Genomic DNA, 16006 nt, shown 5'->3' on the forward strand with positions numbered 1-16006 from the left:
GGTTCACGTGGTGCGTTGCTCCGGTCAGGCCCCCGGGGCAGAGCCGCTCCGGCGCCTGCCACCAGGCTCGAACCGGCTCGGACCTTGCGGGCACCAGGTGGTGGACTCAGTTCCGCCGAGGCCGAGTTCGACTCCGTACGAGGCCGAAGGCCATCGCCGGATCTCGGACACCGGGATCCGGGGAGGACGTGGGCGGAGGTGGCGGTGCGCAGACCTTTCTCCGCACCGAAGACGCCGAGGACGAGCCGTGCGGGGAATGCGTCCCGGCCGCGCGGGGTGTGGCCGGGTGCGTCGTTGTGGTCGAGGAACGGCCGGTACTCGAACCGGGTCGCGGGGTTCTCCTACGGGAAGGCGACCACGGGGCCCGCGTTGTCTCGATGCGCGTCCTGAAGGAGACCAGGTGCGACACCGAGAGCGGAAGTGTCTGGTCGAGGTCATCCGGCCCCTGGTCCACGCCGTGCCTCAGACCGCCGATGTTCCCCGAGCGCCACTCGGCCGGATCAACCTGGCGCACGTCCTTATGGAGGCGGTGAACGACGGTATACGCCCACCGTTGCCGGGCGTTCCCGTCCAGCCGACCCGCACCCCGCCGCACCGACCGCCGCGGTTGCGCGCCGAGGGCGTGGGGTGCGCCGGTCGCGCGCCCACCGCCGGAAGACGGATCACGGGCCGGAATCTGCGCACCGCCGAGGCCGTGTTCGTCGGGGTTCCACACCGACGACGCACAGGAGGGGCCGTCATCGAGGCGCCGCGCCGAAGGTCTGCCGGAAGAGTCGCTGCCGGTGCTCGTGCGGCTGACCGAACAGCTGGGAGGTGGCATGCGCCCGCTTGAACAGCATCTGGGCATCGTGTTCCCAGGTGATCGCGATCCCGCCGTGCAACTGGACGGTCTCCGAGGCCACCTTGTTCAGAGCCTCGGAGCACCAGGCCTTCGCCAGGGCTCCCCTCGCGGGCAGCTCCGGTTCCCGCCGGGCCGCGGCCCAGGCGGCCGCCCAGGACACCGACCGGGCCGTCTCGACTTCGACCAGCATGTCGGCCATGCGGTGCTTCAGCGCCTGGAACGATCCGATGGGGCGGCCGAACTGTACGCGGTCCTTGCTGTAGGCCACCGTCATGTCCAGGGCTCGCTGTGCGGCGCCGACCTGCAGCGCGGTCACGGCGACGGCGGCGATGTCGTGCAGCGTCGCGAGCCGACCGGCCGCATCGAGGGCGAGCGCGGTGGCCGGTGCGCCGTCGAACTCCACCCGGGCCAGACTCAGAGTGGAGTCCATCGCCGGAGTGGACGTACGACGGACCCGGTCGTCAGTGGCATCCACCTCGAAGATGCCCACCCGTCCCGGTCCGCTCGTGGCGACGACCAGGAGGGTGTGGGCCGCCACCCCGTCGAGGACCAGCGTGGTCGTTCCGGACAGCGACCACGTGTCCCCGCCGACCGCACGCACGTCACTGCGATCGGTCCGCCATCGGCCGTCCTCCCCAGCCCAGCACACGGCCGCCAGCCGGGTGCCCTCGGCGATGCCGGGCAGCAGCCGGGCGCAGGCCTCCCCGTCGCCGCTCAGCAGGAGGGCCTGGGCGGCGAGTACGCCCGAACCGAGCAGCGGGGAGGGCGTGAGCGCGGCTCCGAGCTGTTCCAGTACAACGTGTGTCTCGACCAGGGTGAAGCCGGCGCCGCCATACGCCTCAGGCACGGCCAGGCTCGCCGCGCCCACCTGCTCGGACAGTGTGCGCCACAGGCCCTCGTCGTATCCCGGGGCCTGTGCGACTGCCGCGCGCACAGCCCCGCTGCCACTGCGGCGGGCCAGCAAGTGGCGCACCGTCGCAGCTAGTTCGTTCTGTTCCTCGGTGAGCGCGAACGCCATCCGGACGCCCTTCGGGTCGGTTCCACAGCGGGTGTCGGCAGTCGGGTCTCACGCGCTTCCCGCGGCCTGCCGGCCCGAGTCCCGCATCGCCCTCGCGTCCAGGCCGGCCAGGGAGTCGACGTCGACCTCGGCGTTGTGGGCGTGCGCGGCGTGGTGCAGGCCGAACACGGAGTCCATGCCGGAGCGCATGCCCTGGAGGTCCTCGGCCTGGTTGATCGCCTTCTTGGCCAGGGCAAGGCCGAAGCGGGGCATGGCGCTGATGCGCTCGGCGATCGCGAACACCGTGGACTCCAGCTCCTCGCGGGGCACCACGTGGTTGACCATGCCCAACTGGTGGGCACGCCGCGCGTCGAAGCGGTCCCCGGTGAACAGGAACTCCTTGGCCGCGCGCGGGTTCATCACCCAGGGGTGGGCGAAGAACTCGACGCCGGGAATACCCATCCGCACCACGGGGTCGCAGAAGAAGGCGTCCTCGGAGGCCACGATGAAGTCACAGGACCAGGCCAGCATGAGTCCGCCCGCGATGCAGGCGCCCTGCACCATGGCGATCATCGGTTTGGGGATCTCGCGCCAGCGCCGGCACATCCCCAGATAGACCTCGGACTCGCGGGCGATCCGGGAGTCCACGCCCTGCTTGTCGGTGTGGTCCCACCAGATGACGGCCTTGCGCTCGAAGGTCTCGTGGATGTCCCGGCCCGGCGTGCCGATATCGTGCCCTCCGCTGAAGTGCTCACCGTTGCCGGCCAGGACGACGACCTTCACCCGGTCGTCGTCGACGGCCCGGGTGAAGGCGGCGTCGAGGGCGTACGTCACCTTCGAGTTCTGCGCGTTGCGGTACCGGGGCCGGTTCACCGTGACCACGGCGACCGTTCCGCGCACCTCGTAGGTGACGACCTCCTCATCCGCCTTCCCGGCTTCCTCTGCTTCCTCTGCGGTACGGCTCTCGGCAGTGGACATGCCAGCTCCTTCACAGGGACCCTGAGCGTTGACCAAACAAGTGCTTGGTGGGGTAGTGTAGGCGACACCCCGCTCCCCGACCAGCAGCAAAGGGAACCGACGGCCTCTTCGAGGGGGAATCGTGGATCTGGCCCACTCAGCGCAGGACGAAGCCTTCCGCCTTGAGGTGCGGGACTGGCTGCACAGCGAACTGTCCGGCGACTTCGCCGGTCTCCGGGGGCGCGGCGGCTCCGGCCGTGAGCACGAGGCATACGAGGAACGGCTCGCATGGGACCGGCACTTGGCCACCCACGGCTGGACCTGCATCGGCTGGCCGGAGGAGTACGGGGGCCGCGGACTCTCGCTGACCCGGCAGGTGGTGTTCCACGAGGAGTACGCCCGTGCCGACGGCCCCGCCCGCGTCAACCACCTGGGCGAGGAACTGCTCGGCCCGACTCTGATCGCATTCGGCACCCAGGAGCAGAAGGACCGGTTCCTGCCGCGCATCCGCGCGGTGGAGGAGCTGTGGTGCCAGGGCTACTCGGAGCCGGGTGCGGGGTCCGACCTCGCCTCCGTGTCCACCAGGGCGCGGCTGGAGCCGTCCGGCGACCCGGACCTGCCGGACCAGTGGGTGATCGACGGCCAGAAGGTGTGGACCTCGCTGGCGCACCTGTCCGACTGGTGCTTCGTCGTGGCCCGCACCGAACCCGGCTCCGTACGGCACGCGGGGCTGTCCTACCTGCTGGTGCCGATGCGGCAGGACGGCGTGGACGTACGGCCGATCAACCAGCTGACCGGCACCTCCGAGTTCAACGAGGTGTTCCTCGACGGCGCCCGCACCGACGCCTCGCTGGTAGTGGGCGCGCCCGGCGACGGCTGGAAGGTGGCCATGGCCACCCTCGGCTTCGAGCGCGGTGTCTCCACGCTGGGCCAGCAGATCGGCTTCGCCCGTGAACTGGAGACGGTGGTGGAGCTGGCCCGGCGCACCGGGGCGATCGACGACCCGGCGATCCAGGACCGGATCACCCGCGCCTACATGGGACTTGAGGTGATCAGGCTCAACGCGCTGCGCATGCTGGCGGATTCGGGCTCGCGGGGTCCTGAGGCGTCCATCGCCAAGCTGCTGTGGGGGACCTGGCACCGCGGCCTGGGCGAGCTGGCCATGGAGGTGGCGGGGGCCTCCTCGTTGACCACCGAGGGGCCGCCGTACGAACTCGACGCGTTCCAGCGGCTGTTCCTGTTCAGCCGGGCCGACACCATCTACGGCGGCTCGAACGAGATCCAGCGCAACATCATCGCCGAGCGGGTGCTCGGCCTCCCCAAGGAGCCGAAGGCATGAACCCGAGAAGAGCGGAGCAAGCGCCGCCCGCGTACGTACCCGGACACGGGCTGCTCGCGGAACGGACCGTGGTGGTGACCGCCGCGGCCGGCGCGGGCATCGGCGCCGCGGTGGTGCGCCGTTGTCTGGAGGAGGGGGCGCGGGCGGTGGTACTCGGCGACGTGCACGAGCGCCGGCTCGCCGAGTCCCGGGACGAACTGGCCAAGGAGTTCGGCGCGGACCGGGTGGCGAGCGTGGTCTGCGATGTGACCGACGAGGCGCAGGTGACCGCGCTGCTGGACGCGGCCGAGCCCTTCGGCGGGGTCGACGTGATGGTCAACAACGCGGGCCTGGGCGGCACCCGTTCCGTCCTGGAGATGACCGACGAGGAATGGTCCAGGGTCCTGGACATCACCCTTACCGGCACCTTCCGCTGCGTCCGGGCGGCCGGCAAGCGGATGGTCAGGGCCGGACGGAAGGGCGTGATCGTCAACAACGCCTCGGTGGTCGGCTGGCGCGCCCAGGAGGGACAGGCGCACTACGCGGCGGCCAAGGCCGGGGTGATGGCCCTCACCCGCAGCGCGGCGGCGGACCTGGCCGGGCACGGCATCCGGGTCAACGCCGTGTCGCCGAGCCTGGCGATGCACCCGTTCCTGGCGAAGGTCACCACCCCGGAGTTCCTGGAGGAACTCAAGGGCCGGGAGGCGTTCGGCCGGGCCGCCGAGCCCTGGGAGGTGGCCAACGTGATGGTGTTCCTGGCCAGCCCTTACTCCTCGTACATGACCGGTGAGGTCGTCTCCGTGAGCAGCCAGCACGCGTGAAGTCCCGGATCACCCGAAGACCACCGGAGAGAAGATCACCGGAGAAGGAGGAAGACCGTGGCCGAGGCCTACATCATCGACGCCGTGCGCACTCCTGTGGGGCGGCGCGGCGGTTCGCTGTCCGAGCTGCACTCGGCGGACCTCGCGGCGCACGTGATCGGCGCTCTGATCCGGCGGACGGGTGTGGATCCAGGCGCCGTGGACGACGTCATCCTGGGCTGCAACGACACGATCGGCTCGCAGGCCGGAGACATCGCCCGGACCGCCTGGCTGGTCGCCGGGCTTCCCGACCACGTGCCCGGCGTGACGATCGACCGGCAGTGCGGTTCGAGCCAGCAGGCGGTGCACTTCGCGGCGCAGGGCGTGATGTCCGGCACCGCGGACCTGATCGTGGCCGGCGGGGTGCAGAACATGTCCGCGATCCCGATCTCCGCGGCGATGACCGTCGGCGAGCGGTACGGCTTCACGACGCCGTTCGCCGAGTCACCGGGCTGGCGGAAACGCTACGGCGACCAGGAGATCTCGCAGTTCCGCGCCGCGGAGATGATCGCCGAGAAGTGGCGGTTGACCCGGGAGGAGATGGAGTCCTTCGCCCTGCGCAGTCACCGGCGGGCGGTGGCCGCCATCGAACAGGGGCGCTTCAAGAGCGAGACCGAGCCGGTCGGGGAGTTCGACACCGACGAGTGCCCGCGCCGTGACACCTCGGTGGAGAAGATGGCCTCGCTCGCTCCGCTGCGCGAGGGCGGACGGATTACCGCCGCGCTGGCCTCGCAGATCAGCGACGCCGCCGCGTCCCTGCTGGTGGCCTCCGAACGGGCCGTACGCGAGCACGGCCTCACACCGCGCGCCCGTGTCCACCACCTGTCGGTGTACGCCGACGATCCGGTGTGGATGCTGACCGGCCCCATCGCGGCCACCCGACGCGCCCTGGACAGGGCCGCGATGACGGTCGAGGACATCGACCTGTTCGAGGTGAACGAGGCGTTCGCCTCCGTGGTGCTGGCCTGGGCCGCGGAGACCGGTGCCGACCTGGACAAGGTCAACGTCAACGGCGGGGCCATCGCCTTGGGCCACCCCATCGGCGCGACCGGCACGCGGCTGATGACCACGCTGTTGAACGAGTTGGAGCGCACCGGCGGACGCTACGGCCTGCAGGTGATGTGCGAGGGAGGCGGCCAGGCCAACGTCACGATCCTCGAACGCCTCTGACCGGAGGACGACCTGTCCGGGGCCGGGCTGCGGGGGAACCCCGCACACGGCCTCCGGCCCGGGTAACGGCCAGGGGGCACCGTGCCGTTGCACGACGGCCGACGTGTCGGCACGACGGCACGACGAGCGTTGACAGGCCCGGCAGGGCACGCCGTCGGTTTCGCTCAGGCGGCGTGCGGGACATCCAGCGGCGCCTCGGCCGGGTAACCGCGAGGGGCCATGGCATGGACATCCGTCAGCAGCGCGACGAAGTCGCGGTCGTTCATCGGGTCCGAGGGCGTGGTGAACCGTACTCCGCGTGCCTTCAGGTCGGCGATCAGGATCTCGAAGACCTGGTCGAACGTGAGGTCGTCGGTGTGGTCGAGATAGCGGGTCACGTCGGCCAGGTCGTCGAAGACGAGCGCGGTGTAGTGGAACAGCGAGCGCGAGTCGCGATGCGCGAACCGCGTGATCTGTGTGTCGCCGTCCTTGACGATCCAGTCCTCGCCGTCCGCCGACAGCAGTGAGCCCATGGTGAGGGCGGGCAGGTCACGCCGGTCGCGCGGGCCGCCGGCCTCGCGGCGGTGGTACATCCGGGAGTTGTCCGAGAGGACCGCCGTGTTGTGGAACGGCGCCGGTATCCGGCTCGGCGCCTTGTCCGGTCCCTGCGGCCAGTAGGTGAACCCGCCGTCGGTGCCGGAGTCGTAGAAGTAGGTGATCACCTGGCCCGACCTGACCTCCCAGGCGTCGAACAGACCCGATTTGGCCATGACGCTCATCAGCCATGTCGGGGCGTTGACCGAGCTGATGCCGCGCCAGTTCCCGCTGTCGAAGTGCCCGGCGTCAAAGCTGTGCGAGGGGCCGCACAGGTTGAACAGCATGTGGTGGGCGAAGCCGTAGCGTGCGTTGTGCAGCCGCAGTACCGGGTCGAGGAGCCTGCGGCTGAAGTAGATGTCGTGGACGGCCTCGTGCAGTACCGCGCCCTCCCTGGCGAGGTAGCCCCGGAAGACGGGGGCGGTGAAGTCCGAGAGCCTGGCGCCGGGACGACGGTCTTTGGCGCCGGACACCGCGAGGTACTCCTCGGCGGACGAGAAGTGGTGAGCGAGCACGAGCGGCCAAGGCCCGTCCCGGCGCACCACACCGAAGAGGGTGTCCACTTCTTCAGGGGTGTAGAAGTCCTGGATGATCTCGGGCGGGGCGACGGGCGTCAGGGGGTGGGCTGGTGCGGTGGCCATCGGCGGTCCCTTCCCGAGGGTGGTGTACGGACGGTACGGCCCCGGCGGTGCCGATCGGCCGCCACCGCCGGGAGCCGTTCACAGCGGCTGGACGAGTTCGAGCCGATGCCCCTCGGGATCGAGCACGAAGGCCACCCGGATCCCGAACCCGGCAACTTCTCTGGGCGGCTCCGCCACACTGCCGCCCGCCTCGACCACCCGCCGCACGGTGTCATCGAGATCGGGCACGCTGAATCCGAGGACGGCCTCGCCCGGCACCGGCTTGGGCCGGTTCGGGTAGCACAGCAGCACGAGCGTGGGGTCGCCGCCGCCGGCCTGGGTCATGATGATCTCCTCCAGCGCGTCGCCTTCCTCGCCCTGGCTGAAGCGGTACTTCTCGGCCATTCCCAGCACCGCGGAGTAGAAGGCGAACTGTGCCTCCGGGTCGGTCACCAGGATCTTGCTGAAGTGGAACGGGGATCGTTGCTCATGGCGGCCCTCCTTCCTTCGGAGTATGGCCGCCCCCCAGAGCCACAAACAAGCACTTGCTCAGTTTTGCCCGAGCCGTTGACGCACCGCACACCCGACCGGAAACTAACCAAGCACTTGATTGGTCAGGCGAGCGGTGACCTGCCGGTGCCGTTCCGCCCTCCCCTTCTCCGCCCCGTGTCCATTCCCCCGGCCAAGAGCCTGGGGCGTGCTCCGGTCCCGCCATGGACCGCCGGTACGTCCACCGGGAGCGGACCAGATCTCTGCACCCGCCGCGCACCGTCGCGGCGCGATCGGAAGGCGAGTTCGATGAGCGGACAAAACACGGGCGGACACGCGCCCGCCGAAAGACTGACGATCCGCCACCTGCTGAGCATCGTCGCCGTGTCCCTGGTGATCGGCAACGCCAACTTCGAGTTCACCCTGATCACCGGCGGACTGCCGGACATCGCGGCGGAGTTCCGCACGACCGAGGTCGTCCTGGTGATGACGGTGGTGTTCGTGGCGTCACTGGTGTTCCTGCCGATCACCGGCAGACTCGCGGACCTGTACGGAAAGAAGCGCATCCTGCTGGTGGTGAGCGCCGTGTTCATGGCCGGCTCGGCGCTCTGCGCCCTCACCACCGTGTACTGGTTGTTCCTGGCCGGCCGTGTCCTGCAATCGTCGTTCGTCGTCGCCTACGTCGCCGGTTACGGCCTCATGCGGGACATCCTTCCCCCGCGCCTGGTGCCGCTGGGCGTCGGCGGCATCACGATCGGCACCGGTGTCTCCGTCTTCGTGGGCCCGCTGCTGGGCGGCTGGCTCATCGACAACCACGGCTTCCGCAGCGCGTTCTGGTTCGAACTGTGCTACGCCCTGGTGGCAGCGGTGCTGGTACTGCTGCTCGTCCCGGAGAGCCCGGCACGCGAGCGCAAGAGCGTGGACGTGCTCGGCGGGCTCCTGATGGGCCTCGGCATGGCGGCTCTGGTGTACTGCGTCGTGAAGACCTCGATGACGCCGGTGCTGGTCCCGGTGGGGGTGGTCCTGCTGGCGCTGTTCGTGGTGGTGGAGCGGCGCCGCGAGGAACCACTCGTGAGCATGGAGCTGCTGGGCCGCCCGCAGGTGTGGTGGCCGCTGCTCGCCGCCGGTATGGGCATGTACGCGCTGACGGCGGGCACCACACTGCTGGCCGAGGCGGTGCGCATCCCGCACATCCCCGGTCTCGCCGACCGCGGGCTCGGCTGGACGGCCCTGGAGTTCGGCCTGTACGTCGGCGTGCCGTACGGGCTGGTCGGTGCGCTGACGGGCGTCCCGGCGGGATGGGTGTGCCGCCGCTACTCACCCCGGGCCGCCCTGCTGATCGCGGTGCTGGCGACGACGGCCGGGCTGCTCGTCATGCTGGCCTCGCGGCACGGTGGTGTCGGAGCCGCGGTCACCGCCGCCGTGCTCCAGGGCATCGCGCTCGGCTTCTTCTACACCGCCGCGAACAACCTCGTCATCGAGGCGGTGCCGGCTGACCAGCAGGGCATCGGAACCTCGCTGTTGTACACCGTCCTCGGTACGGCGAACGGCATCGGTTCGGCCGCCATCACGACCATCACGGCCCGCCACACCCGGCTCACGGAGGGATCGGACCACGCGGTGGTCGTCACGGACACCGGCTTCGAGCTGTCGATCCTGGTCCTGCTGGCCGGAGGTGTCGTCTCCGTCGTCCTGACCCTGCTGATGCGGCACGGCCGAACCCCCGCCACGGGCGGCGCGACCGCCGACCTGAAGGCCGGGATGTCACGACCTGGCGCGGTCGCGGGCGGAAGGGCGTGACCCTCGCCGACGACCAGGTGATGCGTGGTCGTCGACCGACTGTCAGCGGCTTCGCTAGACGTCACCGGTCTTCCCCGGGGCCGAAAGCACCGAACAAGCGCATGGTCGGCGTCAGCCAGTCCGCCTTCCCGCCTACGCACCGGACGTGAACCTCGTCGAGCCGCGGCCTCACGGGCGATGTCTCTGAGCGGGACGTGGCTCTCCCCGACACCGACCGCGTGAACCACACCGCCGGAAGGAAATCCGGCCACGTCCCGGTCAGCGGGAATGCCTCTGCTCACCGAAGGCCGGCGGAGATCAGACTGCGAGTGCCCGCGAGATGGTCCGGTGCCGTCGGCCCTGCCGCCGGCGGGAGCGTTCCGCCGACGCACTCGGGCGAGCAGACCACCCGGCCCCGCCGCACCCCACGTCTCAGCGTCTCAGCGTTCGCCACGGAGGAGCACGAGAATGCCCCAGCGCGTCCCCACCCCCGACCCTGATGCCGCCGCCCTGTACGCGCTGCGCCGCTCGCAGCGCGGGGGCATGCGCGAGACGGGGCTGGAGGGTGTGCGCGCCGCGCTGGAAGCCCTGCCGCACCCGGCGGAGCTGCCGAAGATGGCCGAGATCCGGGACCGGGAGATCCCGTGCGCCCACGGAATGCTGCCGATCCGGGTGTACAGCCCGGCGGCGGAGGCCGAGCTGCCCGCGATCGTCTACCTCCACGGCGGCGGGATGGTGATGGGCAGCAACCACTCGTACGAGCCGTTCGCCCGCGCGATCGCCGAGTACACCGGTCACCGGGTGTTCGCGGTGGAGTACCACCTCGCCCCCGAGCATCCGCCGCCGGGCCAGGTCGACGACGCGTGGGCCGCGACCGAGTGGGTGGCCGCGCACGCCTCCGAGCTGGGGGTGCTGCCCGACCGGATCACAGTGGCGGGTGACAGCGCCGGCGGAACGCTGGCCGCGCTCGTCGCACTGCGCGCCCGCGACCGTGGCGGCCCCCGACTGTTCTGCCAGATCCTGATGTACGGCGGTCTCGACCGGGACCTGGGCGCCGACTCGGTGCGGGAACTCGCGGACGCTCCCGGACTCACCCGCGACGACATCGTCTATCTGCACGAACTCGCCCGCGCGGGCCGCCCGGGGCCGGTCGGCGCCGACGAGATACCCGCCTATGCCGAGGACCTCGGTGGGCTGCCCCCGGCAATCATCGCCGTGGGCGAGCTGGACCCGTTGCGCGACTGGTCGGAGCGGTACGCCGCCCGGCTGCGCGACGCGGGCGTCCAGACCACGCTGACCCGTTACCCGGGGGTGGGACACGGCTTCCTCATGCAGCTGTACCACCTCGCACGGGGCCGGCAGGCACTGGCCGAGATCGCCGGCGTCCTGCGGGCGAAGACGGCGCACACCCTGCCCTGGTGAGACACGCGCGCGATCCGGCAGCGCCGCGGCCTCGGCCCCCGGCCTCCCTGTCACTCCCCCGATGCGAGGACCCATGACGATGTCCGTGATCCCCGACGACCGGCCGACCCGGGTGGTGAACCCGGTGCCCGACCCGGACCCCGTGCGGCTGCGCGCCGCGATCGACGCCGTCGAACCGGGTCCCCTGCTGATGACGCTGGTGCACGCGACCGGGGACCGCGCGCTGCTGTCCGAGTTCCGGGACCGGATCGCCGCGGCGAAGGCCGCCGGAGCCGGGCACACGCTCGCCCCCGGCCAGTATCCGAAGGAAGTCGCCGACGAGATCCGGCGGCGCGCGCACGAGATCCTGCCGGACGGTCTGGTCCCCGCGCTGCGGATACCGGACGAGGACCTGTTCCTGGAGATGGTACGGGTGGCCACCGATGACGCGGTCGGCCCCGAGTACGGGCCGTACCTGCGGGAGCAGGCCGGGTTCGAGTACCTGCCCGCGTCGGTCCCGCGGCACCGGCCCGTGCCACCCGGTTTCCGGGTCGCGGTCGTCGGCGCCGGAATGGTCGGCATCAACACGGCCGTGAAGCTCGCCGAGGCCGGCTTCGAGTACCGGGTGTTCGAGGCGGGCGACGACATCGGCGGTACCTGGGCGCGCAACACCTACCCGGGTGCGGCGGTGGACACGCCGAGCCACTTCTACTCGTACTCCTTCGAACTCAACCCCGACTGGTCGAAGTTCTACCCGACCGGCCCGGAGTACCTGCGCTATCTGCACCATGTCGCGGACAAGTACGGGATCCGGGACCACGTCGCCCTGTCGCACCGGGTGCTCGGCTGCGCCTGGGAGGAGGACCGGCAGACCTGGCGGGTGACGGTGGCGGCGCCGGACGGCCGTACCGAGACCTACGAGGCGAACGCGGTGATCACCGCGACCGGGATCCTCAACAGCCCGTCCGTGCCCGAGGTGCCGGGGCTGGAGACGTTCGCCGGGGCGACGATGCACACGGCCGAGTGGGACGACACCGTCGAACTGGACGGCAAACGCGTGGTCGTGCTCGGTACCGGCTGCACGTCCGTGCAGGTCGTGGCGAGCCTCGCGGGGCGGGCCGGGCACCTGGACGTCGTGTTCCGGCAACCGCACTGGATCGCGCCCGAACGCGGCGTGGTGAGCAGGGTCGACGACGCGACCCGCTGGGCGATGCGGCACCTGCCGTACTACCAGCAGTGGTACCGGCTGGTCACCCACTGGTTCACCGCGGACAAGAGCTTCGCGATCCCCCGGATCGACGACGAGTGGTACGCCACCCATGTCTCCTCCTCCCCGGCCAACGACGCCCTGATGCGGATCTGCCTGCGGCACCTGGACGAGCAACTGGGCGACCGGCCGGACCTGGTGGAGATGCTCACCCCGGACTTCCCGCCGTTCGCCAAGCGCATCGTGAAGGACCCGGGGTTCCTGGCCGCGGTCCGCCGCGACGATGTCGCTTTGCACCGCGCCTCGTTCGAGCGGATCGAGCCGGAGGGCGTACGGCTGACCGACGGGACGTTCCTGGCGGCCGACGTGATCATCTGGGCCACCGGGTTCCGGCTGGAGTACCTGGGCTTCCTGGACGTCGTGGGACGCGCGGGGGTCACCCTGGCCGAGCGCTGGGACGGCGGCCGGGACCCGCGCGCGCACCTGGGTGTCATGGTCCCCGGTTTCCCCAACCTCTTCGTCACCGCGGGGCCGAACTCCGCCCCGAACCACGGCGGCGGGCACAACGTGACGAGTGAGGAGCACGTCCACTACGCCGTCGAGTGCCTTCGCCACCTAGTGGACACCGGGCACACGGCGATGGAGCCGGCTCCGGAGGCGACGGACGAGTACAACGCACGCGTCGACACCGAACTGGACCGCACGGTGTGGCAGCACGCCGGTACCGCGAACGGCTACTACCGCAACGCCGCCGGACGGGCCTGGGTCACCTGCCCCTGGCGACTCGTCGACTACTGGACGATGCTGCGCGCCCCCGACCCGGACGCCCTGCTGCTCAGCGGCGGGCCGGTGGCACCGGCCGCCCCGGCGGCGGACTGAACCCCGGCCGCCGCCCGGCGCCCGGCCCATCGCCTCGGACCACAGAAAGGAACCGAACCACCATGGGTATGTTCGACCTCACCGGACACACGGCTCTGGTCACCGGAGCAGGCCAGAACGCGGGGGCGGGGATCGCCCGCGCCCTCGCGGAGCAGGGTGCCGCGGTCGCGGTCAACGATCTCCGCCCAGAACGGGCCGAGGCGACCTGCGCGGAGATCGAGAAAGCGGGGGGCCGGGCCACAGCGGTGCCGTTCGACGTCACCGACCTGGACGCGGTGCGCGAGGGGGTCGGGCGGGCCGGTGAGGTGCTGGGCGGTCCGGTCGACATCCTGGTGAACAACGCGGGCATCCCGGCCGACATGGGCTACGGGCCGTTCCGGGACATCGAGCCCGGACGCTGGCGCGGGCCGGTGGAGATCAACCTGTTCGGGGCGATGAACTGCGTGCACGCCGTGCTGCCCGGCATGCGGGAGGTGAGCTGGGGACGCGTCGTGCAGATCTCCTCCGGCGCGGGCCGGACCGGTCTGGCCATCGGGGTGTCCCTGTACGGCGCGGGCAAGAGCGGTGTCGAGGGCTTCATCCGGCACGTGTCCCAGGAGGAGGCACCGGCCGGGATCACCGCCAACACGCTGGCGCTCGGACTGATGCAGAGCGCCGGTGGCCCCGGGATCGCCGACATCGCAGCGGGCATCCCCGTCGGGCGCCTGGGCCGCCCGGAGGACGTCGGCGCGACCGTCGTCTTCCTCGCCTCGCCGGAGGCTTCGTGGCTGACCGGCCAGACGATCGACCTCAACGGCGGCAGCCACACCCGCTGACTGCCACCGAACGAGCAACGGAAGGGCCGGGATCGTGGACTTCCCGCTGGCAGGCATCCGCGTCGTCGACGTCAGCTCCACGTTCATGGGGCCGTACTGCACCATGCTCCTCGCCCAGTGGGGCGCGGAGGTGGTGAAGGTGGAGCCGCCCGGCGGTGACGTGGTCAGGAAGATCGGAGACGTCCGCGGGACGTCCATGGGACCGGTCTTCCTCAACGTCAACCGGGGCAAGCGCAGTGTGCTGCTCGACCTGAAGCAGGACGGTGGACGTGCGCTGCTGGAGCGGCTGGTGACGCGTGCCGACGTGGTGGTACACAACCTCAGACCGGACGCGGCCGAGCGGCTGGGCCTGTCCGCGGACGCCGTTCTGCGGGTGAACCCGCGTGCCGTGCACTGCGCGTTCCGGGGCTTCGCGGCCGGCGGGCCGTACGCGGACCGCCCCGCCTACGACGACGTCATCCAGGCGGCCAGCGGCATGGCCGCGGTCCAGGGAGGCGCCGGGGGCGCGGAGTACGTGCGTACGGCAGCCGCGGACAAGATCGTCGGGCTGATGGGGGCGGCAGCGGTGCTGGCGGCCCTGCGGGGCCGGGACGTCACCGGCGCGGGCCAGGTGGTCGAGGTGCCGATGCTGGAGACGATGGCGGGCTTCATGCTGCTCGAACAGCAGGGCGGTTGGGTGTTCGACCCGCCCGCGGGGCCCGCGGGATACGCCCGTACGGCCTCCCCGCACCGCAGGCCCTGCCGTACCAAGGACGGGCACCTGGCCGTGATGATCTACACGGACGCCCAGTGGCGGGCGTTCTTCACCTGCATCGGCCGACCAGAGCTCGCCGCCGAGCCCAGGTACCGCACGATCCGTGAACGCACCGAGCACATCGACGAGTTGTACGCGCTGCTCAACACGCACATGGCTACCAGGACGACCGAGGACTGGCTCGCCGAACTGGAGCGGCGGGACATCCCGGCTGGCCGCGTCAACACCCTCACCGACCTGTTCTCCGACCCGCATCTGGCGGCCACCGGCTTCTTCGAGAGCCTCGACCACCCCACCGAGGGCCCGCTGCGGCTGCCCCGGCAGCCCGTCCGATTCGGCCCGGACACCGGGCGGCAGGACCATCCGCTGCACGCCCCCGCGCTGGGCGAGCACAGCCTCGAAGTGGCGCGCGAGGCCGGTCTGGACGAGGCGGAGATCGGGCGTCTCCTCACGTCGGGGGCGCTGGCTCACCCCTCGGACACCGCACACACGGACAAGGACGGCGAAGGACGGCGATGGCAGACCTCGAATACTCCGTGAAGGACCACATCGCGACGATTCTGCTGAATCGCCCCGAACGCAGGAACGCGTTCACCCTGGGCATGGTCGACACCTGGGCCGACTGCCTGCGCCGGGCCGAGGACGATCCCGAGGTCCGTGTCGTCGTCGTCACCGGCGCGGGCGGTTCCTTCTGCTCCGGGGTGGACCTCTCCGACTTCAAGGGAGAGCAGCGTGACCCGCTGGCCGAGAAGGAGTTGCTGACGCGGCGCGTGCACCGCGTCGCCCTCACCCTGGAGGACGTCTCCAAGCCGGTGCTCGCCGCCGTCGACGGCCCGGCCGTGGGCGCCGGGATGGACATGGCCCTGCTGTGCGACATCCGGTTCGCCTCACGTACCGCACGCTTCAGCGAGGGGTACATCAGGGTCGGGCTGGTCCCGGGCGACGGCGGCTGCTGGCTGCTTCCTCGGGCGGTCGGCACCTCGACGGCTCTGCGGCTGCTGTGGACCGGTGACTTCGTGGACGCCGAAGAGGCCCTGCGGATCGGTCTCGTCGAGGCTGTCTTCGAGACGGACGGCCTCCTCGACTCCGTGTACGCCTTCGCCGCGCGTCTCGCCGAACGGCCTCCGGCCGCCGTGCAGATCATCAAACGTGCGGTGCACCAAGGCGCCCGGCACGACCTGCGGACCGCTCTCGACCTCATCTCCTCCCACCAGGCCGTGGTCACGTCGACCCAGGACTCCGCCGAGGCGTACGCCGCCTTCCGGGAGAGGCGTCCGGGAGTCTTCACCGGCCGCTGACGCCCCCGCGCGTCGCACGCCGGCCGGCCACTTCGTCGTACGCCTAGG

13 protein-coding genes are annotated in these 16006 nt (G+C 71.0%); 9 read left to right on the plus strand and 4 right to left on the minus strand.

Going from position 1 to position 16006, the window contains the following annotated elements:
- Window positions 1–737 precede the first annotated feature (737 nt).
- Together ACGF5O_RS45610 and ACGF5O_RS45615 are read right to left on the minus strand one after the other, a co-directional pair.
- On the minus strand, window positions 738–1859 hold the full coding sequence (locus ACGF5O_RS45610; RefSeq protein WP_393815840.1) for an acyl-CoA dehydrogenase family protein: 1122 nt from the start codon (window positions 1857–1859) through the stop codon (window positions 738–740).
- A 48-nt stretch (window positions 1860–1907) separates the two neighbouring features.
- Window positions 1908–2816 (minus strand): enoyl-CoA hydratase, encoded by a 909-nt coding sequence (locus ACGF5O_RS45615; protein WP_393815841.1) that lies wholly within the window; start codon window positions 2814–2816, stop codon window positions 1908–1910.
- A 121-nt stretch (window positions 2817–2937) separates the two neighbouring features.
- Between ACGF5O_RS45615 and ACGF5O_RS45620 the strand changes: the two genes are divergently transcribed.
- Genes ACGF5O_RS45620 through ACGF5O_RS45630 form a run of 3 tightly spaced genes read left to right on the plus strand, consistent with a single transcriptional unit; the run spans window position 2938 to window position 6143 of the window.
- Entirely contained in the window at window positions 2938–4134 is a 1197-nt protein-coding gene (locus ACGF5O_RS45620; protein WP_393815842.1) for an acyl-CoA dehydrogenase family protein, read from the plus strand.
- Window positions 4131–4934: an SDR family oxidoreductase gene (locus tag ACGF5O_RS45625; protein WP_393815843.1), complete on the plus strand. Its 804-nt coding sequence runs from the start codon at window positions 4131–4133 to the stop codon at window positions 4932–4934. The genes ACGF5O_RS45620 and ACGF5O_RS45625 overlap by 4 nt, the downstream gene beginning before the upstream one ends.
- Before the next feature lie 57 nt (window positions 4935–4991).
- Entirely contained in the window at window positions 4992–6143 is a 1152-nt protein-coding gene (locus tag ACGF5O_RS45630; RefSeq protein ID WP_393815844.1) for an acetyl-CoA C-acetyltransferase, read from the plus strand.
- 164 nt (window positions 6144–6307) lie between these two features.
- Here the strand turns inward: ACGF5O_RS45630 and ACGF5O_RS45635 are convergent, their stop codons facing one another.
- Both ACGF5O_RS45635 and ACGF5O_RS45640 read right to left on the minus strand, forming a co-directional pair.
- Window positions 6308–7357 (minus strand): hypothetical protein, encoded by a 1050-nt coding sequence (locus ACGF5O_RS45635; RefSeq protein ID WP_393815845.1) that lies wholly within the window; start codon window positions 7355–7357, stop codon window positions 6308–6310.
- Between the two features lie 78 nt (window positions 7358–7435).
- On the minus strand, window positions 7436–7789 hold the full coding sequence (locus ACGF5O_RS45640) for a VOC family protein (protein ID WP_393815846.1): 354 nt from the start codon (window positions 7787–7789) through the stop codon (window positions 7436–7438).
- 345 nt (window positions 7790–8134) lie between these two features.
- Between ACGF5O_RS45640 and ACGF5O_RS45645 the strand changes: the two genes are divergently transcribed.
- The 6 genes from ACGF5O_RS45645 to ACGF5O_RS45670 all read left to right on the plus strand — a co-directional run bounded on the left by ACGF5O_RS45645 (window position 8135) and on the right by ACGF5O_RS45670 (window position 15958).
- Window positions 8135–9625, plus strand: coding sequence for an MFS transporter (locus tag ACGF5O_RS45645; RefSeq protein WP_393815847.1), 1491 nt, complete (start codon window positions 8135–8137; stop codon window positions 9623–9625).
- 447 nt (window positions 9626–10072) lie between these two features.
- Entirely contained in the window at window positions 10073–11026 is a 954-nt protein-coding gene (locus ACGF5O_RS45650; protein WP_393815848.1) for an alpha/beta hydrolase, read from the plus strand.
- 73 nt (window positions 11027–11099) lie between these two features.
- Window positions 11100–13091, plus strand: a complete 1992-nt coding sequence (locus ACGF5O_RS45655) for a flavin-containing monooxygenase (RefSeq protein WP_393815849.1) — start codon at window positions 11100–11102, stop codon at window positions 13089–13091.
- 62 nt (window positions 13092–13153) lie between these two features.
- On the plus strand, window positions 13154–13906 hold the full coding sequence (locus tag ACGF5O_RS45660; protein ID WP_393815850.1) for an SDR family NAD(P)-dependent oxidoreductase: 753 nt from the start codon (window positions 13154–13156) through the stop codon (window positions 13904–13906).
- Between the two features lie 34 nt (window positions 13907–13940).
- Window positions 13941–15200: a CaiB/BaiF CoA transferase family protein gene (locus ACGF5O_RS45665; RefSeq protein WP_393815851.1), complete on the plus strand. Its 1260-nt coding sequence runs from the start codon at window positions 13941–13943 to the stop codon at window positions 15198–15200.
- Window positions 15176–15958, plus strand: a complete 783-nt coding sequence (locus tag ACGF5O_RS45670; protein ID WP_393815852.1) for an enoyl-CoA hydratase/isomerase family protein — start codon at window positions 15176–15178, stop codon at window positions 15956–15958. The genes ACGF5O_RS45665 and ACGF5O_RS45670 overlap by 25 nt, the downstream gene beginning before the upstream one ends.
- The last annotated feature ends 48 nt before the right edge of the window (window positions 15959–16006 follow it).

The sequence above is a fragment of the Streptomyces sp. NPDC048291 genome (genome assembly GCF_043201715.1).
GTDB lineage: Bacteria > Actinomycetota > Actinomycetes > Streptomycetales > Streptomycetaceae > Streptomyces.